19 protein-coding genes are annotated in these 23908 nt (G+C 66.7%); 6 read left to right on the top strand and 13 right to left on the bottom strand.

What is annotated here, in order from left to right; translation table 11 throughout:
• Positions 1–2: 2 nt before the first annotated feature.
• Both ABNQ38_RS12055 and ABNQ38_RS12050 read left to right on the top strand, forming a co-directional pair.
• Positions 3–1316, top strand: a complete 1314-nt coding sequence (locus ABNQ38_RS12055) for a hypothetical protein (protein ID WP_377807076.1) — start codon at positions 3–5, stop codon at positions 1314–1316.
• 35 nt (positions 1317–1351) lie between these two features.
• Positions 1352–1726, top strand: a complete 375-nt coding sequence (locus ABNQ38_RS12050) for a hypothetical protein (RefSeq protein WP_109049511.1) — start codon at positions 1352–1354, stop codon at positions 1724–1726.
• Between the two features lie 19 nt (positions 1727–1745).
• On the opposite strand, the gene ABNQ38_RS12045 is transcribed toward ABNQ38_RS12050, so the two are convergent.
• Together ABNQ38_RS12045 and ABNQ38_RS12040 are read right to left on the bottom strand one after the other, a co-directional pair.
• Positions 1746–2648, bottom strand: a complete 903-nt coding sequence (locus ABNQ38_RS12045) for a DMT family transporter (protein WP_377807075.1) — start codon at positions 2646–2648, stop codon at positions 1746–1748.
• A 169-nt stretch (positions 2649–2817) separates the two neighbouring features.
• The gene (locus tag ABNQ38_RS12040; protein WP_377807074.1) at positions 2818–3297 is read right to left on the bottom strand and encodes an Lrp/AsnC family transcriptional regulator; all 480 of its coding nucleotides are present in this window, start codon (positions 3295–3297) and stop codon (positions 2818–2820) included.
• A 135-nt stretch (positions 3298–3432) separates the two neighbouring features.
• On the opposite strand from ABNQ38_RS12040, the gene ABNQ38_RS12035 reads away from it, so the two are divergent.
• Positions 3433–4473, top strand: a complete 1041-nt coding sequence (locus ABNQ38_RS12035) for a zinc-dependent alcohol dehydrogenase family protein (RefSeq protein WP_377807073.1) — start codon at positions 3433–3435, stop codon at positions 4471–4473.
• Positions 4474–4518: 45 nt separating this feature from the next.
• On the opposite strand, the gene ABNQ38_RS12030 is transcribed toward ABNQ38_RS12035, so the two are convergent.
• The 3 genes from ABNQ38_RS12030 to ABNQ38_RS12020 form a co-directional block, all read right to left on the bottom strand.
• A complete protein-coding gene (locus ABNQ38_RS12030) occupies positions 4519–5721 on the bottom strand; it encodes a CaiB/BaiF CoA transferase family protein (protein ID WP_377807072.1) in 1203 nt (400 codons plus the stop codon).
• A gap of 87 nt (positions 5722–5808) precedes the next feature.
• Positions 5809–7098 (bottom strand): 4-aminobutyrate--2-oxoglutarate transaminase, encoded by a 1290-nt coding sequence (gene gabT / locus ABNQ38_RS12025; protein WP_377807070.1) that lies wholly within the window; start codon positions 7096–7098, stop codon positions 5809–5811.
• Positions 7099–7132: 34 nt separating this feature from the next.
• Positions 7133–8593 carry an NAD-dependent succinate-semialdehyde dehydrogenase gene (locus tag ABNQ38_RS12020; RefSeq protein WP_377807421.1) on the bottom strand — a complete coding sequence of 487 codons (1461 nt, stop codon included), beginning with the start codon at positions 8591–8593 and terminating at the stop codon, positions 7133–7135.
• Between the two features lie 218 nt (positions 8594–8811).
• Between ABNQ38_RS12020 and ABNQ38_RS12015 the strand changes: the two genes are divergently transcribed.
• Positions 8812–9378, top strand: coding sequence for a cupin domain-containing protein (locus tag ABNQ38_RS12015; RefSeq protein WP_377807069.1), 567 nt, complete (start codon positions 8812–8814; stop codon positions 9376–9378).
• 45 nt (positions 9379–9423) lie between these two features.
• Here ABNQ38_RS12015 and ABNQ38_RS12010 read toward each other — a convergent pair whose 3' ends face one another.
• The 5 genes from ABNQ38_RS12010 to ABNQ38_RS11990 form a co-directional block, all read right to left on the bottom strand.
• On the bottom strand, positions 9424–10254 hold the full coding sequence (locus ABNQ38_RS12010; RefSeq protein ID WP_199235309.1) for an ABC transporter permease: 831 nt from the start codon (positions 10252–10254) through the stop codon (positions 9424–9426).
• Entirely contained in the window at positions 10251–11501 is a 1251-nt protein-coding gene (locus tag ABNQ38_RS12005) for an ABC transporter permease (protein WP_377807067.1), read from the bottom strand. Before ABNQ38_RS12005 ends, ABNQ38_RS12010 begins: the two co-directional genes overlap by 4 nt.
• 308 nt (positions 11502–11809) lie before the next feature.
• Entirely contained in the window at positions 11810–12856 is a 1047-nt protein-coding gene (locus ABNQ38_RS12000; RefSeq protein ID WP_377807066.1) for an ABC transporter substrate-binding protein, read from the bottom strand.
• 67 nt (positions 12857–12923) lie between these two features.
• Positions 12924–14033, bottom strand: coding sequence for an ABC transporter ATP-binding protein (locus ABNQ38_RS11995; protein ID WP_377807065.1), 1110 nt, complete (start codon positions 14031–14033; stop codon positions 12924–12926).
• 325 nt (positions 14034–14358) lie between these two features.
• Positions 14359–15465 (bottom strand): TRAP transporter substrate-binding protein, encoded by a 1107-nt coding sequence (locus tag ABNQ38_RS11990; protein ID WP_377807064.1) that lies wholly within the window; start codon positions 15463–15465, stop codon positions 14359–14361.
• Positions 15466–15919: 454 nt separating this feature from the next.
• Between ABNQ38_RS11990 and ABNQ38_RS11985 the strand changes: the two genes are divergently transcribed.
• Positions 15920–17611: a diguanylate cyclase domain-containing protein gene (locus tag ABNQ38_RS11985; RefSeq protein ID WP_377807063.1), complete on the top strand. Its 1692-nt coding sequence runs from the start codon at positions 15920–15922 to the stop codon at positions 17609–17611.
• A 13-nt stretch (positions 17612–17624) separates the two neighbouring features.
• Here ABNQ38_RS11985 and ABNQ38_RS11980 read toward each other — a convergent pair whose 3' ends face one another.
• From ABNQ38_RS11980 to ABNQ38_RS11970, 3 genes are all read right to left on the bottom strand, one after another.
• On the bottom strand, positions 17625–18695 hold the full coding sequence (locus ABNQ38_RS11980) for a putative zinc-binding metallopeptidase (protein WP_377807061.1): 1071 nt from the start codon (positions 18693–18695) through the stop codon (positions 17625–17627).
• A gap of 67 nt (positions 18696–18762) precedes the next feature.
• Positions 18763–21141 (bottom strand): glycogen debranching protein GlgX, encoded by a 2379-nt coding sequence (gene glgX / locus ABNQ38_RS11975; RefSeq protein ID WP_377807060.1) that lies wholly within the window; start codon positions 21139–21141, stop codon positions 18763–18765.
• 109 nt (positions 21142–21250) lie between these two features.
• Positions 21251–22210, bottom strand: a complete 960-nt coding sequence (locus tag ABNQ38_RS11970) for a LysR substrate-binding domain-containing protein (protein WP_377807420.1) — start codon at positions 22208–22210, stop codon at positions 21251–21253.
• A 133-nt stretch (positions 22211–22343) separates the two neighbouring features.
• Here ABNQ38_RS11970 and ABNQ38_RS11965 point away from each other — a divergent pair, with 133 nt between their 5' ends.
• Entirely contained in the window at positions 22344–23795 is a 1452-nt protein-coding gene (locus tag ABNQ38_RS11965; RefSeq protein WP_377807059.1) for a catalase, read from the top strand.
• Positions 23796–23908 lie beyond the last annotated feature (113 nt).

The raw sequence follows: 23908 nt of genomic DNA, 5'->3' as shown, positions 1-23908 counted from the left end.
TCATGGAGATGAGGGATCTGGTCGCGCTGGGCGACAAGCTTCTGGACATCGACGAGCCCAAGTTCCGCCAGATCGTCGATCTGCTGGAGCAGATGAACGACCATCCCGACATCCAGCGCACCATCGCCGTGATCCGCCCCCGTCTGGTCGAGCTGCGGCTGCACCGCCGGCCGACGCTGAAGCGGCTGTTCTGCGATCCGTTCGAAGACCTGTTCGAAGCGCTGGGCAAGGCCGACCCGGTGCCGCTGAGCGTGATCGAACGGTCGCTGATGAACAGCCTGTGGCCGCTGGTGGAGGCGCAGGTCGGCAAGGAGCGCATGCGCGCCTTCCGCCCGGCCCTCCAGAACGGGCCGGAGCGCAAGGCGCTGACCGAAGCCTTCTGGGGGGAATGCGCCGCGGCGGTGTCGACGATCGCCGAGGGGGCGGTGTCCGGGCATTTCAGCGAAGCGCTCGACCTGCGGATGAACCCGAGCCGGACACGGGCGCTGGCGGACATCACCATCATCCTGTCCATCGCGCCCGAGATCATGGAGCTGAAGGCGGCGCTGTCGCCCAAGCCGGTGCCGAAGCTCCATGGCGACCATATCGAGGCGATCCAGACCATCGGCCGCCGGCTGTCCCGCGCCAGACCGGAGACGCTGAAGATCTTCATCCTGCTCGCCGCCTCGCGCCTGACCGATCCGTCGGTGCTGCTGAGCGGGCTGTGGGACATGGATCTGGGCCAGAAATCGGCCGACCGCGCCGCCCTGTTCATGCAGCTGAGCGGCACCGTCGTCGCCCAGATCGAGGACCGCTCGCGCAGCTGGCAGAACACCCCGGCCAGCGACCGCATGGCGGTGGCCGATCTGGCGCTCGACCTCGTCGCCAGCCTGGACGCCACGCGGACGGCGATGGAGCACAGCCGCAACAAGGAGTTCGACCAGCGGCTGAAGCAGGTCCGCAACTCAGTCCATACCATGGTGAAGACCCAGGTGTTGCAGGACGCCGATGCCGGCATCGTCGCCGCCGTCGGCGTGCTGGACAACGCCGCCATCGGCGCCAGCGAGGGACGCGCCCAGCTCGCCCAGGCGGAGAACCACGCCCGTGCGCTGCGCAAATGCGCGACCATCGCCGATACGCTGGGGCTGCGCGGCGAGCTGCGCGAGATGACGCAGAAGACCACCGCCTCGCTGACGGAAAAGGCGCAGCAGGCGCTGGCCGGTCCCGCCGGCAGCACCCGCACCGGCTACACCGCCATCCGCATGATCGAACTGATTGCCGGACCGGCCGAAGCGAATAAGATCATGGACGACATCATGAGCGGCGGCCGGCGGTGAGTGTGCCGGCGCCTTTCGGTTCGGAGGAGCGGGCGATGGGATCGGGATACACCGGGTGGGAACTGCCGGCGGACGAGCGCGGGCGCCTGCTGGCCCTGCTTCCGCCCCGCTATGAGAGGCTGGTCGCCGACCATGTGACCCTGACCTTCGGCGTCGGGCCGCAGGAGCCGCTGCCCGCCGCCACCGAGGCCGACGTGATCGGCTATGCCGACGACGGCGAGGGGGTGCAGGCGCTGGTCGTCGCCGTCGACGGCGCCAGCGACCGGCCGGACGGATCGACCTACCACATCACCTGGTCGCTGGCGGACGGGCGGCGCCCGGTGGAATCCAACGACGTCATCCGCGACTATGGCTGGCGTCCGGTGGACCCGGTGACGGTCAGGCTGGTGCCGCGCTATTTCGCGCTGTAAGGCAAAACCTCACAGCAGCTTACGGCACCTCCGCCACCCCCTCTGCCACGACGCCTCGTTTCACGCGCTGTTCGCGGTAGACGATGAACAGGCCGCTGCCGATGATCAGCGCCGCCCCCACCCCCATGCGCGCGGTGGGGGCCGTGCCCCAGACGGCGAGGTCGAGAATCACCGCCCACAGGATCGACACATACTGGAACGGCACCACCACCGCGGCCGGGCTGAGTTGCAGCGAGCGGTTCATCATGGCGTGACCGGCCAGCGCGGTGACGCCCAGCAGCCCCAGCAGGATGAAGCCGAACCAGCCCGGCGCCTCCCAGGTCCAGGGCAGCGTCACCCCGCCGATCAGCAGGCCGCCGACCATCTGGTTGCCGACCAGCGTCAGGCTGGAGGCGGAGCGCAGGACGCGGGTGGAGATCACGCCGCTGGAGAAGATGAAGGCGCCGATCAGCGCCACCAGCGACGGCCACAGGTCGAAGCGGCCGGTCGGGTTCAGCACGATGACGACACCGACGAAGCCGACCAGCACAGCCACCCAGCGGCGCCAGCCGACGCTTTCCCGCAGGACCAGCACCGACAGTGCGGTGACGATCAGCGGCGCCGACATGTAGATGGTCATCACGTCGGCCAGCGGCAGATAACCGACCGCCCAGTAGAAGCAGGCGACATCCACCGTCATCAGCAGCACACGCAGGATGTGCAGCGGCAGCCGGTCCACCGCGAAGACCGCGGCGATGCCCTCGCGCCAGATCATCGGCGCCAGCACCGCCAACCCGAACAGGCTGCGCACGGCCAGCAGCATGGCGACCGGGTGGTCGGCCACCAGCCATTTGCCGAGCGCGTCGTTCAGCGTGAAGAGCGTCATCCCGCCCAGCATCATCAGGATGCCACGGCGGGTGTCGGTCGCGGGGGCCGCGGTCATGGAGGGGTCCGGCAATGGTTGAGAGCGTGGGATCCGCGGGAGCAGGCCGGAGACCTGCGCGGGCAGCGATATTGCTGGAATGGCGGACGAACGCAACCCCCGCCCGGCGGGCAGGAGCGATGCGAAAATTCAATCGGCCCGATTGACTCCGCCTGCGGGGCCGGGACGGTCAGCGATAGGGCGCCTGTTGAACGGGCAGCCGGTTGGTCTCCTTCATCTCCCGCAGCGACAGGTTCGAGCGGATGCTGGCCACGCCCGGCAGCTTCCGCAGAACCCGGTCGACGAACCCGCTGTAGTCGTCGAGATCGCGCGCGACGACCACCAGCAGGAAATCCGCCTCTCCGGTGGTGTTGTGGCAGCTCAGCACAGAGGGGCAGCCCTGGATGATCGCCTCGAACGCCGCGGTCGCCTCCTCGCCATGCTGGGTGCAGACGATCTGCACGAAGGCCATGACACCGAAGCCGAGCTTGCGGCGGTCGAGAACCGCCTGATAGCCCTTGATCACCCCGCTTTCCTCCAGACGCTTCTGCCGCCGCCAGCAGGACGCCTCGCTGAGCGTCAGCTGTTCGGACAGCCTGGCGTTGGACAGCCGGCCATCCTGTTGCAGCCGGTCCACAATCGCGGCATCCATTTTATCCAGCGGGTCCATATCGAAGGACTCCTTCATCAGTGCGCCATCAGAAGAAAGAATCCTTCATATCTGCGGTTCGACCGATCTTCAATTGAAAGCCAATTTCAGCGGGTCCGTCGTAGACTGCGGGGAGCGTCCAGACGGAGTTCCCCGATGAAAGCCGTGGTCTACGAGGCATTTTCCGCCCCGCCCAAAATCATGACCGTGCCCGATCCGACGCCGGAGCCGCATGGCGTCGTCGTCAAGGTGATGGCGACCGGCGTCTGCCGCAGCGACTGGCACGGCTGGGTCGGCCACGATACCGACATCCAGCTTCCCCATGTTCCCGGCCACGAACTGGCCGGCATCGTCGAGGCGGTCGGCAGGGATGTGACGAAATGGAAGGTCGGGGACCGGGTGACGGTCCCGTTCGTCGGCGGCTGCGGCGCCTGTCCCGAATGCCATTCCGGCAACCATCAGGTCTGCGACCGGCAGTTCCAGCCCGGCTTCACCCATTGGGGGTCGTTCGCGCAATATGTCGGCCTGCATCAGGCGGACATCAATCTGGTGGGCCTGCCGGAGAGCATGGACTTCACCACGGCGGCGAGCCTGGGCTGCCGCTTCGTGACCTCGTTCCGCGCCGTCATCGACCAGGGCAAGACCTCCGCCGGCCAGTGGGTCGCCGTTCACGGCTGCGGCGGCGTCGGCCTGTCGGCGATCATGATCGCCAATGCCGTGGGCGCCAATGTCGTCGCCGTCGACATCTCGGAAGACAAGCTCGCCCTGGCCCGCGCGCTCGGCGCCGTCGCCACGGTGAACGCGTCGGAGGTCGGGCAGGTCGCCGAAGCGGTCATCGAGATCACGCGCGGCGGCGCCCATGTCTCGCTCGACGCGCTGGGCCACCCCACAACCTGCTTCAATTCGATCGCCAACCTGCGCAAGCGGGGCAAGCATGTGCAGGTCGGGCTGATGCTGGCCGAGAACAGCACGCCGGCCATTCCGATGAGCCGCGTCATCGCCAACGAGCTGGAGATCCTCGGCAGCCACGGCATGCAGGCTCACCGCTACGACGCGATGCTGGAGATGATGCGGTCCGGCAAGCTGGCGCCGGAGAAGCTGATCGGCCGGACGATCACGCTGGAACAGTCCATCGACGCCCTGATGAGCATGGACAGGTTCGAGGGCACCGGCGTCACCGTGGTGACGGAGTTCTGACGACAAAGCCGGAAAGCTCGCGCTTTCCGGCTTCCGAAACAGCGCTCAGATCACGCCCTTCTCGCGCAGGGCGGCGATGTCGGCCTCGCCCAGCCCGAGGGATTCTGCCAGCACCGTGTCGGTGTGCTGGCCAAGCGTCGGCGGGGCGGTGTCGTGGACCAGCGGGGTGCCGCTGTAGCGGATCGGGCTCGCCACCGTCGGCACGCTGCCCTGGGTCGGGTGCGGCAGATCCTGGTGGATGTTGCGGGCCTTGACCTGCGGGTCTTCGAAGACCGCGGCCAGATCGTTGATCGGACCGCAGGGCACGCCGACCTGCTCCAGCGCGCCCAGCCAGTCCTGGCTGTCGCGGGTGCGGATCAGTTCCTCCAGCAGGGCCACCAGTTCCTTGCGGTTGGCGACGCGGGCCGGGTTGGTGGCGTAGCGCTCGTCCTTCGCCAGATCGAGGCGGCCGGCGACCGTGCAGAACTTGGCGAACTGGCCGTCGTTGCCGACCGCCAGGATGATGTAGCCGTCGCGGGTGGCGAAGGCCTGATAGGGCACGATGTTGGGATGGGCGTTGCCGAGACGCTGCGGCGCCTTGCCGCCGACCAGACAGTTCATCGCCTGGTTCGCCAGCACCGCCACCTGCACGTCGAGCAATGCCAGATCGACCTGCTGCCCTTCGCCGGTGCGGTCGCGGTGGGCGAGCGCGCCCATGATGCCGATGGTGGCGTAAAGGCCGGTGAAGATGTCGGTCACCGCGACGCCGACCTTGACCGGACCGGCGCCCGGCTCGCCGTCGGGCTGGCCGGTGATGCTCATCAGCCCGCCCATGCCCTGGATCATGAAGTCGTAGCCGGCGCGGTTGCGGTACGGCCCGGTCTGGCCGAAGCCGGTGATCGAGCAATAGACCAGCCGCGGATTGACCGCTTTCAGGCTGTCATAGTCGAGCCCGTATTTGACCAGCCCGCCGACCTTGAAATTCTCGATGACGACGTCGGCCTGGGCGGCGAGCCTGCGGACAAGCTCCTGCCCTTCCGGCCGTTCGAAATCGATGGTGATCGACCGCTTGCCGCGGTTGGTCGACAGGAAATAGGCAGACTGGTCGCCGGCCCAGGGCGGGCCCCAGGCGCGGGTATCGTCACCGGCACCCGGCCGTTCCACCTTGATCACGTCGGCGCCGAGATCGGCCAGCGTCTGCGCCGACCACGGCCCGGCCAGCACGCGCGACAGCTCCAGCACCCGGATGTGCGACAAGGGTCCGGCCAAGGTGTCTTCCTCCTGAATTATTCTGTTCCCCACGTCCCTCCCGCCCGTCCGCCCCTCTCGGGACGGACGGGCGGGAGGGGGAGGTTATTACGCCGACACCAGTTCTTCCAGCGAGCGCTCGATGATGTCCAGGCCTTCGTCGACCAGGGCGTCCGACGCGGTCAGCGGGACCAGGATGCGGATGACGTTGGCATAGGTGCCGCAGGACAGCAGGATCAGGCCCTTTTCCGCCGCCTTGGCGACCAGCGCCTTGGTCAGGTCGGCCGCCGGCTCCTTGGTCTCGCGGTCGGTCACCAGCTCCATGGCGACCATGGCGCCCAGGTTGCGGACGTCACCGATCACCGACAGGCTGTTGCGCTGGGCCATGGTGCGGAAGCGGCCGGCGATGCGTTCGCCCAGCTTCTCGCTGCGCTCGACCAGCTTCTCTTCCTCGATGACGTTGATGACGGCCAGCGCCGCGGTGGTCGCCAGCGGGCTGCCGGCATAGGTGCCGCCCAGGCCGCCGGGGATCGGGGCATCCATCAGCGCCGCCTTGCCGGTCAGCGCCGACAGCGGGAAGCCGCCGGCCAAGCTCTTCGCCATGGTGACGAGGTCCGGCTCGATCCCGGCATGCTCGAAGGCGAACATCTTGCCGGTGCGGGCAAAGCCGGTCTGGATCTCGTCGACGATCATGACGATGCCGTGCTTGTCGCAGACCGCACGCAGCGACTGGAGGAAGGACGGGCTGGCGATGTTGAAGCCGCCTTCGCCCTGCACCGGCTCGATGATGATCGCGGCGACGCGGGCCGGATCGACGTCGGACTTGAACAGAGTGTCCAGCGCCTTCAGGCTCTCCGCCTCGCTGATGCCGCGATAGGCGTTGGGGAACGGCACGTGGAAGATTTCGGCCGGGAACGGGCCGAAACCGACCTTGTAGGGCACGACCTTGCCGGTCAGGCCCATGGTCAGCAGCGTGCGGCCGTGGAAGCCGCCGGAGAAGGCAACCACGCCCGGACGGCCGGTGGCGGCGCGGGCGACCTTCACGGCATTCTCGACCGCCTCGGCACCGGTGGTGAAGAAGGCGGTCTTCTTCGGGGTCGGGCCGGGAACCAGCGCGTTCAGCTTCTCCGCCAGCTCGACGAAGCTGTCATAGGGCGTGACCATCGCGCAGGTGTGGGTGAAGCGCTCCAGCTGCGCCTTCACCGCCTCCATCACCTTCGGATGGCGGTGGCCGGTGTTCAGCACGGCGATGCCGCCGGCGAAGTCGATGAAGCGCTTGCCCTCGACGTCCCACATCTCGGCATTCTCGGCACGGTCGATGTAGAAGGGCATGCCGGCGGAAATGCCACGGGAGACGGCGGCCTCGCGACGGGCGACGAAGGACTGGTTGGTGGTCATGGTCTGTGTTCCTTTGTCTTTTCCCTTGGGGGGATCAGGCGCCGAGGCCGACGCAGAGATATTTGACTTCCATGAAATCATCGAGGCCGTACTTGGAGCCTTCGCGGCCGATGCCGGACTCTTTGACGCCGCCGAAGGGAGCCACCTCGGTGGAGATGATGCCCTCGTTGATGCCGACGATGCCGTATTCCAGCTTTTCCGCCACGCGCCAGACACGGCCGATGTCGCGGCTGTAGAAATAGGCGGCAAGCCCGAACTCGGTGTCGTTCGCCATGCGGATGGCGTCCTCTTCCGTCTCGAACTTGAACAGCGGGGCGACCGGGCCGAAGATCTCCTCGCGGGCGACGCGCATTTCGGTGGTGATGCCGGTCAGGATGGTCGGCTCGAAGAAGGTGCCGCCCAGCGCGTGGCGCTTGCCGCCGAGAGCGACCTTGGCGCCCTTCTCCAGCGCATCGCCCATCAGCTCTTCCACCTTGGCGACGGCGTCGGCGTTGATCAGCGGACCCTGGGTGACGCCGGCCTCGGTGCCGTCGCCGACCTTCAGCGCCTTGACGGCCTCGGCCAGCTTGGCGGCGAAGGCGTCATAGACGCCGGCCTGGACCAGCAGGCGGTTGGCGCAGACGCAGGTCTGGCCGGCATTGCGGTACTTCGACGCCATGGCGCCCTTGACCGCCTCGTCCAGGTCGGCGTCGTCGAAGACGATGAAGGGAGCATTGCCGCCCAGTTCCAGCGACACCTTCTTGACCGTGCTGGCGGCCTGCCGCATCAGCAGCTTGCCGACCTCGGTCGAGCCGGTGAAGCTGACCTTGCGGACGATCGGGCTGTGGGTCAGCTCGTTGCCGATGGCGGCCGGCTCGCTGCCCATGACGATGTTGAAGACACCGGCGGGGAAACCGGCGCGCTCGGCCAGCTCGGCCAGCGCCAGCGCCGACAGCGGGGTGTCCTCGGCCGGCTTGACCACCACGGTGCAGCCGGCGGCCAGCGCCGGAGCCACCTTGCGGGTGATCATGGCGTTCGGGAAGTTCCACGGCGTGATCGCCGCGACGACGCCGATGGCCTCCTTCAGCACGACGATGCGCTTGTTGGCGGCGAAGCTCGGGATCACGTCGCCGTAGGCGCGCTTGCCCTCCTCCGCGAACCACTCGATGAAGGACGCGCCATAGACGACCTCGCCGCGCGATTCGGTCAGCGGCTTGCCCTGCTCGGCGGTCATCAGCTGGGCCAGATCCTCCTGCGCCGCGAGGATCAGCTCGTACCAGCGGCGCATGATGGCCGCGCGCTCCTTGGCAGTCTTGGCCTTCCAGCCCGGCAGGGCGGCGTTGGCGGCATCGATGGCTTCGCGCGTCTCGGCCGCGCCCATGTCGGACACTTCGGCGATGACGGCGCCGGTGGCGGGGTTGGTGACCGGGAAGCTCTTCCCGGAATCGGCCGCGCGCCACGCACCGTTCACGTAGCCCTTGGTTCGGAGAAGGCCCTGGTCGTTCAGCGACAGCATGTTCGATCCGCCCTGGATGAAGGAATGTGGAACCGGCCGGCCGCGCCCGGCGAAAACTTCCTTGGCATTCAAGGATTTCCTGCGCGGGGGCCTGGACCTTGGACAGAAGCCTACCATGTTTAATAAATTAAACAACCCCTGTTTAACTGTTCATATTCTGATGACGGGGTTGCGCGAATGGGCTATTGCCTTAATGGAAGTGGAGCAGGAGTCCGGTGATGGAATTCGACGTCGGCGCCAGGTTGAAGCAGATCCGCGAGCAGAATGGGCTGTCGCAGCGGGCGCTCGCCCAGCGGGCCGGAGTGACCAACGGCACGATCTCTCTGATCGAGCAGAACCGCAGCAGCCCGTCGGTATCGTCGCTGCGCAAGGTGCTTCAGGGCATCCCGATGACCCTGGCCGAATTCTTCTCCTCCGATGACCTGCCGCCGCCCGAGCAGATCTTCTTCAAGGGCGACGAGCTGATCGAACTGGCCGGAGAGCTGAAGGGCACGGTCGGCCAGGTTTCCTTCCGTCAGGTCGGCGACCTGCGCAGCCGCAACCTGCAAATCCTCCACGAACGCTACGCCCCCGGCGCCGACACCGGCCGCACCATGCTCCAGCACGAGGGAGAGGAAGGCGGTATCGTCATCAAGGGCCAGATCGAACTGACGGTGGGTGACCGCAAGCAGCTTCTCGGTCCCGGCGACGCCTATTTCTTCGACAGCCGCGTCAGCCACCGCTTCCGCAACATCGGCGAAGTGGAGTGCGAGGTGATCAGCGCCTGCACCCCGCCCTATCTGTGAGCGGGACCGGGGAGGAGCGTACCCCCCTCCCCGTCAGACACTCCCCTACTCCGCCTTCCCTTTCAGCCGCTCGTTGCGCCGGCGCAGGATTTCCAGCGTCGACAGCATGCAGACCGAGATCACCGTCAGCACCACCGCCACCGCGGTGATGGTCGGGCTGATGTTCTCGCGGATGCCGCTGAACATCTCACGCGGCAGCGTCCGCTGCTCCGGCCCGGCGAGGAACAGCACCGTCACCACCTCGTCGAAGCTGGTGGCGAAGGCGAACAGGGCACCCGACGCCAGACCCGGCAGGATCAGCGGCAGGATCACCTTGCGGAAGGTCAGCAGCGGCGGCGCGCCCAGCGAGGCGGCGGCCTTCGCCAGCGTCATGTCGAAGCTCTGCAGGGTCGCCGACACGGTGATGACGACGAAGGGCGTCGCCAGCGCGGTGTGGACCAGGATCAAGCCGAGATAGTTGCCGGTCAGCCCCAGCGGCGCGAAGAAGAAATAGACGCCGACCGCGGTGATGACGACCGGGACCACCATTGGCGACAGCACGACGGCCAGCACCAGCGGCTTCCACTTGCTCTTCCACTGGGCCAGACCCAGCGAGGCCAGCGTGCCCAGCGCCATCGACAGCATGGACGACGCCACACCGATGATGACGCTGTTCTTCAGCGCGTTCATCCAGCGGGCCGAGCCGAGGAAATCCTCGTACCAGCGCAGCGACAGGCCGGGCAGCGGATAGGTCAGGTAGGTGCTGGAGCTGAAGGAGAGCGGCACGATCGCCAGGATCGGCGCCATCAGGAAGATGAACACCAGCGTGGAGGCGACGACCGTCGCCATCCAGGCGAAACGCTGGCTGGCGGTCTGGGGGGAATGGTTCGCGCTCAATTCTTCAGACCTCCCGTCGTCTGGCGGCCGAGCGCCAGCTTGCCGTAGACCAGCGCCAGCACCAGCGTGGAGAGCAGCAGAACCGCTCCCAGCGCCGAGGCGAGGCCCCAGTTGACCGTTTCCGTGGTGTAGAAGGCGATGAAGGACGAAATCATCTGGTCGGCGGCCCCGCCGACCAGCGCCGGCGTGATGTAGTAGCCGATGGCCAGGATGAAGACGAGCAGGCAGCCGGCGCCGATGCCCGGAATGGTCTGCGGCAGGTAGATGCGCATGAAGGCGGTCGCCGGCGGCGCGCCCAGCGAGGCGGCGGCCCGCATATAGGCCGGCGAGATGCCGCGCATGACGCTGTAGAGCGGCAGGATCATGAAGGGCAGCAGCACATGGGTCATCGCCATGTAGACGCCGAAGCGGTTGTAGATCAGCCGCATCGGCTCGTCGATCACGCCCAGCCATTGCAGCGAGCCGTTGACGATGCCCTCGCTCTGCAAAATCACGATCCAGGCGCAGGTGCGCACCAGCAGCGAGGTCCAGAAGGGCAGCAGCACGAAGATCATCAGCAGGTTCGACCGGCCGGTCGGCAGGTTCGCCAGCAGATAGGCGACCGGGAAGCCGAGGATCAGGCAGAGCGCGGTGACGCCGAAGCCGATGGTGAAGGTGCGGATGAAGACGTCGCGGTAGATCGCCTGATCCGGCGGGGCGGCCACGATGGCGCCGTCGGCGTTGCGGGTCAGGTCGACCGCGGCCAGCAGGTAATAGCTGGTGACCGGGCCGCTGGCGCTCTTGATCGCCGTCCAGCTCTCGCGCTCGCCCCAGGCGGGCGAGAGGCCGATCAGCGTCTCCTTCGCAGTGCCGGGAGCGGGCTGCTCCTTCAGCTTGCGCGCGGTGGAGAGCAGCGTCGTGCGGTAGCCGTTGACGATGTAGTTCAGCCGCTTGGCCGCAACGGCCAGCGTTCCGGCATCGCGCGCGGTGCGCATGTCGGCGGCGAGTGCGGCGAAGGCGGCCTCGTCGGGCAGGCCCTGGCCGTTCCACTGCTTCAGCGCCGCGACGGTCTGCGGCATCACCTGCGGCACCTCCCAGTCGTCCGCGGACTTCCAGATCATGCCGGCGAGCGGCACGACGAAGGTGAACAGCAGGAAGGCCAGCAGCGGCAGCACCAGACCCAGCGCACGGAACTGCCGGGCCCGCTCGGCCCGTTTCAATCGACGCTTCAACGGCACGTCGGCGCCGGCAACGAATGCGGCTGTCATCGGCATTGTCCTGTTGGAAAGACGCAGGTGCATAAAGCCCCGAAACGCGGGACCATCCCCTCTCCCCCCGGGGAGAGGGTCAGGGTGAGGGGGACGCATGGCGTCCGGTCACCGAAGGGCGGGAAACGATCCGCCGAAAAGTATAGTGGGGAAGCATATTTCGGCCCGATGCGTGCCGCTGCGCTTCCCCCTCACCCCGACCCTCTCCCCGCTATCGGCGGACCGGAGGTCCGCCTGTCGCATCAGCGCAAACTTCGTTTGCGCGTCAGCGGGGGGAGAGGGGGTATAGGGTGGCCCTCAGATAGAGCTTACTTCGCCGCCCACTTGTTGAAGCGCTCGGTCAGGCGGTCGATGTTCTCCAGCCAGAAGTCGGTGTTGATCTCGATCGCGTTCTTCATGTTGTCCGGCGCGGTCGGCAGGTCGGTCAGAACCGCCTTCTGCAGCAGCGCCGGGGCCTTCTTGTTCGACGTGCCGTAGGCGATGCCTTCGGACAGCTTGGCCTGGTTCTCCGGCTTGCCGACGAAGCTCAGGAACTTGTAGGCGGCATCCTGGTTCGGGCTGCCCTTCAGGATGACCCAGCTGTCGACGGTGTAGAGCGCACCGTTCCAGACCATCCCGAAGTTCTTCTTCTCGTTCTTGTTGGCGGCGTCGATACGGCCGTTATAGACCGAGGTCATCGCCACTTCGCCCGACGCCAGCAGCTGCGGCGGCTGGGCGCCGGCCTTCCACCAGACGATGTCGTTCTTGATGGTGTCGAGCTTCTTGAAGGCGCGGTCGATGCCGGCCTCGGTGCCCAGAACCTTGTAGACGTCGGCAGGCGCCACGCCGTCGGCCATCAGCGCGATTTCCAGCGTGGTCTTGGCGCCCTGGCGCAGGCCGCGCTTGCCCGGATACTTCTTGGTGTCGAAGAAATCGGCCCAGCTCTTCGGCGCGTCCTTCAGCTTGTCCTTGTCGTAGCCCAGGACGAAGTCATAGACGATGGCGCCGACGCCGCAGGCGTTGACGGTCGACGGCAGATAGGAATCCTCGCCGCCGATTTTGGAGAAGTTCATCTTCTCGTACAGGCCCTCGTCGCAGCCGAGCGCCAGTTCCTCGCTCTCGACCTGCACCACGTCCCAGGTCGAGGCGCCGCCCTGGACCTTGGCGCGCAGGACGCCGACGCCGCCGTCCCAGGACTCGTCGTTCATCGCCGTGCCGGTGGCCTTGAACGGCTCGAAATACACCTTCTTCTGGACGTCCTGATAGGCGCCGCCCCACGACACGACGGTGAGGTCGCGGGCGCTGGCCGCCGATGACAGGGCCGTGAGGGCGGTGAAGGTCGCAGCGAAACCGAGAGCCACCTTAATCTTCGACATGATCCCCGTCCTTATTCGTCGTGGTTGTTGTTGCTGGAAGGCACCCTGGCGCTGAGGAACCACGTCCTCAGACCGGATCGAGCGCCCGGCAGTCCTCCGGGCGGAAAGCGATGTAGACGTCCTGGCCCGGCACCAGGCCGGCATAGGAGCCGGCCGGCAGCTTGACCATGAATTCCGGGTTGGCCGGGGTGCTCAGCACCGCCAGCGTGTGATCGCCGAGATAGATCAGGTCGGTCAGCGTCGCCGGCAGCCGGTTCATCGTGCTGTCGCCGCTGTCGCCGGTCTCGATCGCCACGCGCTCCGGGCGGAGCGACAGCGAGGTGCGGTTACCGGCGCCGCCGATGTTCACCGCCTGCGCCACCACCGAACCGCCGGCATCCAGCGCGACCCGCGCCCAGCCCTGTTCGATATTTTCGACAACGCCGCTCAGAACATTGTTCTCGCCGATGAAGTTGGCGACGAAGCTGTTCACCGGCCGCTCGTACAGCGCGTCCGGCCGGTCGATCTGCTGGACGATGCCGTCGTTGAAGACCGCGATGCGGTCGGACATCGTCAGCGCCTCCCCCTGGTCGTGGGTGACGTAGACGACGGTCAGGCCCATCGTCTCGTGCAGCCGCTTGATCTCCAGCTGCATATGCTCGCGCAGGCGCTTGTCGAGCGCGCCCAGCGGCTCGTCCATCAGCACCAGCGCCGGGTTGAAGACCAGGGCGCGGGCGAGCGCCACGCGCTGCTGCTGGCCGCCCGACAGCTGGCCGGGACGGCGGCCGGCGAGGTTGCCGAGCTTGATCATGTCGAGCGCGGCCCGGACCCGGTCCCTGGTTTCCGCCTTGGAAACGCCGCGGACCGACAGCGGGAAGGCGACGTTTTCCTCGATGGTCAGGTGGGGGAACAGGGCGTAGTTCTGGAAGACCATGCCGATGTCGCGCTTGTGCGGCGGAACGTTCTTGATCGGCCGGTCGCCGATGAAGATGTCGCCATGGGTCGGCACCTCGAACCCGGCCAGCATCATCAGCGTGGTGGTCTTGCCCGACCCCGACGGCCCCAGCAGCGTCAGGAATTCGCCCTTGCGGATGTCGAGATCGAGGCTTTTCACCACCAGATGCTCGCCATCGTAGGTCTTCTGCACCCCGGTGAAGCGCACCAGGGTATCTGTCGTCGCGATCATCCCGCCGTCCATCCGTCCGCTCCCGTCACAGGCGACCTGCGGCCGGGTACGCCACCCCGGCCCGGTCCGTCTTTCTGGCCCTGACGGTAACACGCGTTTAAGAAAATAGACAAGAGGAATGACTATGTCTTGATCAATTCAACAGTCTGCCGAATCTTTGTGCAAATGCGAAGGCGATGCCCACGCTTAGACCGCCAGTGTGCTCCATCCGCGTGCGATTGAGAAGACCGATGATCGAGATAGCGGACATACGGCGGCATGAAAATCGGTGTTTTCCGCGAAGGGAGGGGCGAATCGCCGCAGGCGACCCGCCCCGTCACGGCTCAGCGCTCCAGACTTATTTCTGCTGCGCCGCCTGGCTGTAGACGAAGCTGTCGAAGCCGTTCTCGGCGACGCGGAACCACAGGCGCTCCTGCTCCAGGAACGGCTTCCAGCCGTCATAGACCTTCTTGAAGCGGGGATTGCTGGAGGCCAGCTTTTCGTAGAATTCGAACGCTGCCTTCTCGCAGGCCTGCATCATGTCGCGCGGGAAGGGACGCAGCACGGCGCCGGCACCGACCAGACGCTTCAGCGCCGCGGCGTTCAGCGTGTCGTACTTGGCGATCATCCAGCTGTTGGCCTCCCAGCAGGCCTGCTCCAGGATGGTCTGGTAGGATTTCGGCAGCTGTTCCCAGGCCTGCATGTTGAACATCAGCGGGATCTGGGCCGACCCCTCCCACCAGCCGGGGTAGTAGTAGTATTTGGCGACCTTGTGGAAACCGAGCTTCTCGTCGTCATAAGGACCGACGAACTCCGCCGCGTCGATGGTGCCGCGTTCCAGCGCCGGATAGATGTCGCCGCCGCCGAGCTGCTGGGGCACGAGACCGAAGGGCGTCAGGATCTGGCCGACCAGACCGCCGATTCGCATCTTCAGGCCCTTCAGATCGTCCAGGCTCTTGATCTCCTTGCGGAACCAGCCGCCCATCTGGGCGCCGGTGTTGCCGGCGGGGATGTGGTGGATGTTGTAGTCCTTGAACACCTCCCGCATCAGCTCCAGCCCGCCGCCATGCATCATCCAGGCGATGTGCTGGCGGGTGTTCAGGCCGAACGGCATGGCGGTGTCGAAGCAGAAGGTCGGATCCTTGCCGACATAGAAATAGGCCGCCGACTGGCCGCACTCGACCGTGCCGTTCTGCACCGCGTCCAGCACCTGCAACGCCGGGACGATCTCGCCGGCCGCGAAGGTGCGGATCTGGAACTTGCCGTCGGTGGCGTCGGACACCCGCCTGGCGATGAATTCGGCCGCGCCATAGATGGTGTCGAGGCTCTTGGGATAGCTCGACGCCATGCGCCACTTGATCTCGGGCTGGGAGGACTGCGCGATGGCCGGAGCCGCAACGGTCCCGGCGGTCCCGGCGGCGGCAAGGCCGACGCCGGCGCTGGTGAGAAACGCACGCCGTTTCATGATGAGGACTCTTCCCGATCTTATGGTTCGTTGGGCCGACATGATAGCGCAACCAACTCTCCGGGAAATCCCCCATTGACGGGGCGACGGCGCTGGGAGGAAGATTCTTGCGGCGGAAACGAAAAATCCAGCCTCATCGGGCTGGATTTTCGGCGACACAGCATTATTTGTTGTTTCTATCGCCTTTCAGGCGTTTCCTCCCTAAACTCGGGCCGCGGCTGTATTGCTAGCGGCCTTTTCCTTTTTACGCAATATGCTGAAAGTCAGCTTTGCGAACTTTTTTGATCGCCATGCGCTCGAAACGGGTCCGGAGCGCGACCCGACACGCCTGCAGATTGCACAGTAAAGTCATGGTTCCGCTTGACCCTTTATAAAGGGCTGGGATGATAGAGCGTCTTCACAGACCGTTCCTTATCCGGCTTGGGCCGAGATCGCCCGAAAGGATCACGCCACGATGACGGCCATCGGACAGCCGAGCGGCAGCACTGCCGGAGAGCGCAGCAGGCCGGCCCGCAAGCCGGGCCGGGCCATCGGGTTGCGGGCGACCGTCGCGGTCACCGTCGCCGTTCTGCTGCTCGGCTCGACACTGGTGAAGGGGCTGGTGGTCGGCAACGGTGCGGCGGATGCGCTGGCGAAGGAGGTCGGCAACTCGATGACCGGGCTGGCGCAATCGCTGGCGCGGCAGCTCGATTCGACCATGTGGGCGCGCGCCAACCAGATCGCCGCGCTGTCGCGCATCGAGGCGCTGAAGGACCCGACGGTGGCGCAATCGACCATCGACGAGCTGAAGCGCCGCGACCCGACCATCGCCTGGATCGGCATGACCGATGTGAACGGACGGGTGGCCGCCGCGTCCAACGGGTTGCTGATGGGAGCCGACATCTCCAGCCGTCCGGTCCATCAGGAAGGCATGAAGGGCCTGTTCGTCGGCGACGTGCACGAGGCGGTGGCGCTGCGCGGCAAGGTGCCCTACCTGGAAGGCGAGACGCCGAAATTCGTCGACGTGTCCGCCCCGCTGCAAAAGGCGGACGGCAGCATTGTGGGGGTGCTGGCGACCCATTACAGCTGGGAATGGGCGCATGCCCTGATCCGGCAGCTGGTCGAGCCGCTCGCCGACCACAAGGGACTGACCCTCTACATCCTGTCGGCCGACGGCACCGTACTGATCGGCCCCGATTCGGCCGTCGGAAAGCCTCTGCCCGTGCCGACGTTGAATTCCAAGGCGCGCGACGGCTGGCGCAGCGAGGTCTGGCCCGACGGCATCACCTATGTGACCGGCGTCGCCCACGGCAAGGGGCTGCACGATTACGCCGGGCTGGGCTGGACCGTCGTCGCCAGCCAGCCGGCCGGCATCGTCAATGCCGAGACCGACCGCCTGCGGACGATGATCGTCGGGGTGGGCGTGCTGCTGGCCCTGCTGTTCAGCGGACTCGGCTGGATCGCTGCCGGCCGCATCGCCCGCCCGCTGGGCGCCATCGCCGATGCCGCCGAGCAGATCGGCAAGGGCGAGCGCGGCATCGCCATTCCCGACGTCGGCGGTGCGGCGGAGATCCGCCGCCTGTCGGTATCGCTGCGTGAGATGATCGACAACCTGACCAACAAGGACGCCGCGCTGATGCGGCTGGAGGACATCGCTTACGAGGACCGGCTGACGGCGCTGCCGAACCGGCGCTATTTCGAGCAGTATGTCGAGGCCTCCACCGGCACGGGCGGCGGCTCGGCGACGGTGATGTACATCGATCTCGACGGCTTCAAGCCGGTGAACGATCGGCTGGGCCACGATGCCGGCGATGTCGTGCTGCGCCAGATCGGCGGCCGGCTGGCCGGCATCTTCCGCGACGACGACGTGGTCGCCCGGCTGGGTGGCGATGAGTTCGCCGCCGTGCTTCCCCGCCGCGCCGGACGCCCGGCCCCGGACACCGCGGAACTGGCCGCCCGGATCATCGTCGCCGTCAACGAACCGGTGTCGTTCAACGGCGAGCGGATCAGGGTCGGCTGTTCCATCGGCATCGCCTCCTGGCCGGAGGACGACCGCGACATGGCGACGGTCATGCGCCACGCCGACGCCGCGCTTTACAAGGCCAAGCGCGACGGGCGCAACCGTGCGGTGCGCTGGATGCGGTCGGCGATGGCGGCGGAGGGTTAAGACTGGGGCTTCGTTACAGCCCCCGCACCATCCCGTTCATGAAGCCCAGCTTCTCGATCACCGCGGGCGACAGGATGAAGGGGTAGAGGTCAGGCTGGCCCATGCTGCGGTTCAGGCTGTTCACCGCATAGGTCAGCGGCAGCCAGGGTTCGATCAGTTCCTCGATCCGCCGGGCCTTGTGCGGGTTGAAATCGACCTCCGCCTCCAGTTCGGCCCCCTCGGTGATGCGCGGCCGGATCTTCAGCCCGAAGGCGCGGGCGGTCTCCAGCGTGTCGACGATGTGCAGGAAGTGCGCCCAGGTCTCGGCGAAATCCTCCCACGGGTGGGCGGTGGCATAGGTGCTGACGAAGTTGGCCTGCCAGTCGGCCGGCGCGCCGTTGGCATAATGGCGCTTCAGCGCCTCGCCGTAATCCTCCCGCTCGTCGCCGAACAGGGCGCGGAACCGCTCCAGCAGGGCCGGGTCGTCGCGCACCAGACGGTCCCAAATGTAATGGCCGATCTCGTGCCGGAAATGGCCGAGCAGCGTGCGGTAGGGCTCGCCCATGTCGGTGCGGCGCTTCTCGCGCTCGGCGTCGTCGGCTTCCGCGACATTGATGGTGATCAGGCCGTTGGCATGGCCGGTCAGCACCGGCGTCACCGTGCCGTCGGGGACCACCGTGTCTGTCAGGAAGTCGAAGGCCAGCCCCTCTTCCGGATTCTCGATCCGGGTCTGCAAGGGCAGCTTCAGGTTGGTCAGGGTGTAGAACAGGTGATGCTTGGCCAGTTCCAGCTTGCGCCAGCGCGTCAGGTTGTCGGTGTCGGACAGGTCGGGAATGATGTGGTTGTGCCGGCAGGCGGCGCAGTGGGTGTCGGCCGAATCGGCCGGCAGCATCCAGTTGCAGGCGTCCAGTTCGGCATTCGCGCAGAATTTATAGAGCGGTTCGCTGGTGGCGAGCGCGCTCCACACCCCGTCATGGTCGGTGGGGTCGATGGCCGACAGGGTTCCCACATCCGGCAGATAGCCGAGCCGGTAGCCGCAGCGCTCGCACAGCGTGTTCTCGAAGTAGAGAGGCTGGTGGCAGTTCTGGCATTCGTAGAGTTTCATGGCGGGCGATCCGGGGTCCGGGAGGCCCCCTCTCCCTTGCCGGGAGAGGGGGAAACAAGGCGATGGGTCAGCTGGACGTCTTCGCAGGGGCTTCGCCCGTCGCCGGTGCGGGCTCCGCAGCCGCTTCGGCCTCCGCCGGCTCCTTCGTCTTCCCAGTCTCCACGGTCTCCGCTGGGGTCTCCGCCGGCTTCGCCGTCTCAACGATCTCTGACGGCTTCGCCGTCTCGGCGGTCTCCTCGCCGAAGGACAGGGTCGGGCTCTCGGCGACGTTGCGCAGGGCGCGGGCGGCGCGGCGAAGCGCGAAGGAGGTCTTGCCGTCCGGTTCCAGCGCCAGCAGCAGCAGCGAGCGGCCGGTCACCATATAGCCCTCGCCGGTGTTGACGCGCGGCACCTCGTCCGGGTCGGGCAGGTTGGTGTCGAGCAGGCAGCGCCAGACGCTGCCGCCGGTCACTTCCGGCAGGGTGAACTCCACCACGTCATGGTGGGAGTTGATGACCAGCAGCAGGGTGGCGTCCATCGCCGGGCGCTTGATGCCGCTGGCCTGGGCGCGGCCGTCCAGCAGCATGCCGAGGCAGCGGGCGTTGCCGTCGTGCCAGTGGCCCTCCTCCATCTCGTCGCCGGCGGGGGTCAGCCAGGTGACGTCCTTCACGTCGAACTCGGCGTTGTATTCGCCCGACAGGAAACGGCCGCGGCGCAGCATGGGGAAGGATTGGCGGATGGCGATGACGCGGCGGACGAACTCGATCAGCGACTGGCCGTCCTCATCGATGTCGTCCCAATTCAGCCAGGCCGTCTCGTTGTCCTGGCAATAGGCGTTGTTGTTGCCGTGCTGGGTGTTGCCGAGCTCGTCGCCGGCCAGCAGCATCGGCGAGCCCTGCGACAGCAGCAGCGTCGCCAGAAGGTTGCGCTTCTGCCGTTCGCGGAGCGACCTGATCTCCGGATCGTCGGTCGGCCCCTCCGCCCCATGGTTCCAGGACAGGTTGTGGGAGTGGCCGTCGTTGTTGCCCTCGCCATTGGCCTCGTTGTGCTTGTCGTTGTAGGAGACGAGGTCGTTCAGCGTGTAGCCGTCATGGGCGGTGATGAAGTTGACGCTGGCCCAGGGCTTGCGCCCGCGCTTGTTGAAGACGTCGCCCGAACCGCAGAGCCGCGGCGCCACCTCGGGCAGCTTGCCCTCGTCGCCCTTCCAGAAGGCGCGGACGGTGTCGCGGAACTTGTCGTTCCACTCCGCCCAGCCCGGCGGGAAGTTGCCGACCTGATAGCCGCCGGGGCCGCAGTCCCACGGCTCGGCGATCAGCTTGACGCTGTTGAGGATCGGGTCCTGCAAACAGCTGTCGAGGAAGCCGCCGCCCTCGTCGAAGCCGTAGGGCTCGCGGCCGAGGATGGTGGCGAGGTCGAAGCGGAAGCCGTCGACATGCATCTCCGTCGCCCAGTAGCGCAGGCTGTCGGTCACCATCTGCAACACGCGCGGGTGGCTGAGATTGACGGTGTTCCCGGTCCCCGTCTCGTTGATGTAGTAGCGTTTCTGGTCCGGAAGCAGGCGGTAGTAGGAGGCGTTGTCGATGCCCTTGAACGACAGGGTGGGGCCGCGCTCGTTGCCTTCGGCCGTGTGGTTGTAGACGACGTCGAGGATCACCTCCAGCCCGGCATTGTGGAGATGGGCGACCATCTCCTTGAATTCCTTGATCGTGTTGCCCGACGCGGCATAGCGCGGCTCCGGCGCGAAGAAGCCGATGGAATTGTAGCCCCAGTAATTGGCCAGCCCCTTGTCGACCAGATGCTGGTCCTGGACGAAGGCGTGGACCGGCAGCAGCTCCACCGAGGTGACGCCGAGCGACTTGATGTAGTCGACCACCTCCTTGACCGCCATGCCGCCATAGGTGCCGCGCAGGCTGTCGGGCACCGCCGGATGCAGCTTGGTGAAGCCCTTCACATGGGTTTCATAGAAGATGGTGCGGTCCCAGGCGGTGCCGGGCTTGTGGTCGCGGCCCCAGGTGAAGGCGGGGTCGATCACCTTGCATTTCGGCATGAAGGGCGCGCTGTCGCGCTCGTCGAAGGTCAGGTCGTCGCCCGACTCCATCACATAGCCGAAATGGGCCGGGTTCCAGCGGATCTCGCCGACCAGTTCCTTGGCATAGGGGTCCAGCAGCAGCTTGTTCGCGTTGAAGCGGTGGCCGTTCTCCGGCTCGTAGGGGCCATGCACGCGGTAGCCGTAGAGCAGGCCGGGGCGGGCGTCGGGCAGATAGCCGTGCCAGATCTCGTTGGTGAATTCGGGAAGCTCGATGCGTTCAAGCTCCTCCTCACCGCTTTCATCGAACAGACACAGTTCCACCTTGGTCGCGTTGGCGGAAAACAAGGCGAAGTTGACGCCGAGTCCATCCCATGTCGCGCCCAGCGGAAAGGGCAATCCTTCACCGAGCCGCGTTGCCTGTTTCAGGATGTATGCCATGGTCGCCCGTTTCTCCGCCTGGATCGAAAGTCATTGTCCGGTCCTCTTGGACAGTGAGGAGCACGAACCGAGCCTTCAACCCGGCCGATGGGCGCTTGTTCCTCCCGCCTCAGTCATCTCTTCGGGATAGAACGGATTCCGTGCCCGGCGGCAGAGTGCGGCGCAGCAAGGCCGCCAGATCGTGCAGGCCGCGGTCGCGCGGATCGCTGCTGCGCCAGACCAGACCGATGACACGGCCCGGCGGCCGCCCCCCTGCGGATGCCCCGTCGAAGGGGCGGTAGTCGACCAGTCCGCCGACAGTGGCGGTCCGTCCCTCGTCCCCCATGGTCGCCAGCATCGGCATCAGCGTGCAGCCCGCCCCGGCCGCCACCATGTGGCGCAGGGTTTCCAGCCCGGTCGCATGCACACCGCCGCCCCGCGCACTAAGGCCGCAGGCGGCCAGCGCCTGATCGCGCAGGCAATGCCCCTCCTCCAGCAGCAGCAGCTCCGCCGGATCGAGATCGCCCAGCGACAGGTGGGGAGCGCCGCACAGGCGATGGCCGGCGGGGTGGGCGAGCAGGAAGGGTTCGAAGAACAGCGCTTCGGCGGCCAGCCCGTCGGCCTCCACCGGCAGGGCCAGCAGAACGGCGTCGAGCCGGCCGTCGCGCAGTTCGTCCAGCAGGCTGTCGGTGCGACCCTCCGACAGGATCAGGGTCAGGTCGGGCCATGAGCTGCGCAACTGCGGCAGGATATGCGGGAACAGGTAGGGGCCGAGCGTGTGGATCGCCGCCAGCCGCAGCCGTCCGTTCAGCGCCCCGTCCGACCCGTCGGCGAGCGCCAGCAGGCGCCGCGCCTCCTCCAGCACGACGCGGGCCTGGGCGACGATGGTCTCGCCGCGCGGGGTCAGCAGGACCTTGCGGCTGGTCCGCTCGAACAGGGAGAGGCCGAGCAGTTCCTCCAGCTTGCGGATCTGGGCGCTCAGCGATGGCTGGCTGACGGCGCAGCGTTCAGCGGCGCGGCCGAAATGGCGCAGCTCGGCGACGGCGACGACATATTCCAGGTCGCGCAGGGACAGGCCGGAGAGATTCATAGAGACATTCATAGACAGTTCCTATTGGTGCATTTCCTTCTATGTCCTGGATATATCGTTCAAGACGCCGGATAACCAGGGGCGAGACAATGACGCCGCTTCAGGCGACACCGCCCCAACGAGGATGACCCGGATGAGCACCCTGACCACCAGCTTCGGCCAGCCCGTTCCCGACAACCAGAATTCGCTGAGCGCCGGGCCGCGCGGTCCGCTGCTGCTCCAGGATTTCCACCTGATCGAGAAGCTGGCCCACTTCAACCGCGAACGCATTCCGGAGCGCGTGGTGCATGCCAAGGGCGCCGGCGCCTACGGCACCTTCCGCGTCACCCGCGACGTGACGCAATGGACCAAGGCCGCCTTCCTGTCGGGCGTGGGCAAGGAAACTGGCGTCTTCCTGCGTTTTTCCACCGTCGGCGGCGAGAAGGGGTCCGCCGATGCCGCCCGCGACCCGCGCGGCTTCGCCGTTAAGTTCTATACGGAGGAAGGCAATTACGATCTGGTCGGCAACAACACGCCGGTCTTCTTCCTGCGCGATCCGCTGAAGTTCCCGGACTTCATCCACACCCAGAAGCGCAACCCGGCCACCAACCTGAAGGACCCCACCGCGATGTGGGACTTCTTCTCGCTGTCGCCGGAGACCATGCACCAGCTGACCATCCTGTTCAGCGACCGCGGCACCCCGCGCGGCTATCGCCACATGGACGGCTTCGGCAGCCACACCTTCTCGTGGATCAATGCGGCCAACGAGCGCTTCTGGGTCAAGTACCACTTCAAGACCCGCCAGGGCATCCAGAACCTGACCGCCGAACAGGCGGAAAACATGAGCGGCATCGACCCCGACCACGCCACCCGCGACCTGTACGCCGCCATCGAGGACGGCGACTTTCCGGCCTGGACCGTGTCGGTGCAGATCATGCCGGAGGCCGAGGCCGACGGCTACCGCATCAACCCGTTCGACCTGACCAAGGTGTGGCCGCACGCCGATTACCCGCTGGTCGAGATCGGCGAGCTGTTGCTGAACCGCAATCCGGAGAATTTCTTCGCCGAGACCGAGCAGTCGGCCTTCAGCCCGGCCAGTGTGGTGCCCGGCATCTCCTTCAGCCCGGACAAGATGCTGCAAGGCCGGCTGTTCGCCTATGCCGACGCCCACCGCTACCGGCTGGGCGGCAACTACGCCACCATACCGGTGAACAAGCCGCAGGGTTGCCCGGTGCACAATTACCAGCGCGACGGCGCCATGCGCACCGACGGCAACGGCGGCGGCCGGCCGAACTACGAGCCGAACAGCTTCGGCGGCCCGACCCAGACCGGCGTGGCGAGCGAGCCGCCGCTGCGCATCAGCGGCGACGCCGCCCACTACGACCACCGCGAGGGCAACGACGATTACGCCCAGGCGGGCGCGCTGTTCCGCCTGATCGGCGCGGAGGCTCAGGACCGCCTGATGGACAACATCGCCGGCAGCCTGCGCAATGCCCCGCTGAACATCCAGCAGCGCCAGCTCAAGCACTTCCTGGCCGCCGACCCGGCCTATGGCGAGGGCGTGGCGCGGCGTCTGGGCCTGACGGTGGCGCAGGCCGCCGAGTGACGTGACCATTCCGGCTCTTCCGCGACGCCCGCGGAGGGGCCGGCTTCGAGATGCCGCGCCTGCCCCCCGCGGGCGCCGGCATGGTTGCCGGCATCCTGCCGCGCAGTTCCCCG

Source organism: Azospirillum sp. A29, assembly GCF_042604625.1.
Lineage (GTDB): Bacteria > Pseudomonadota > Alphaproteobacteria > Azospirillales > Azospirillaceae > Azospirillum > Azospirillum palustre.
Note: the sequence above shows the minus strand (reverse complement) of the source record. Positions and strands in the feature narration are given on the sequence as shown.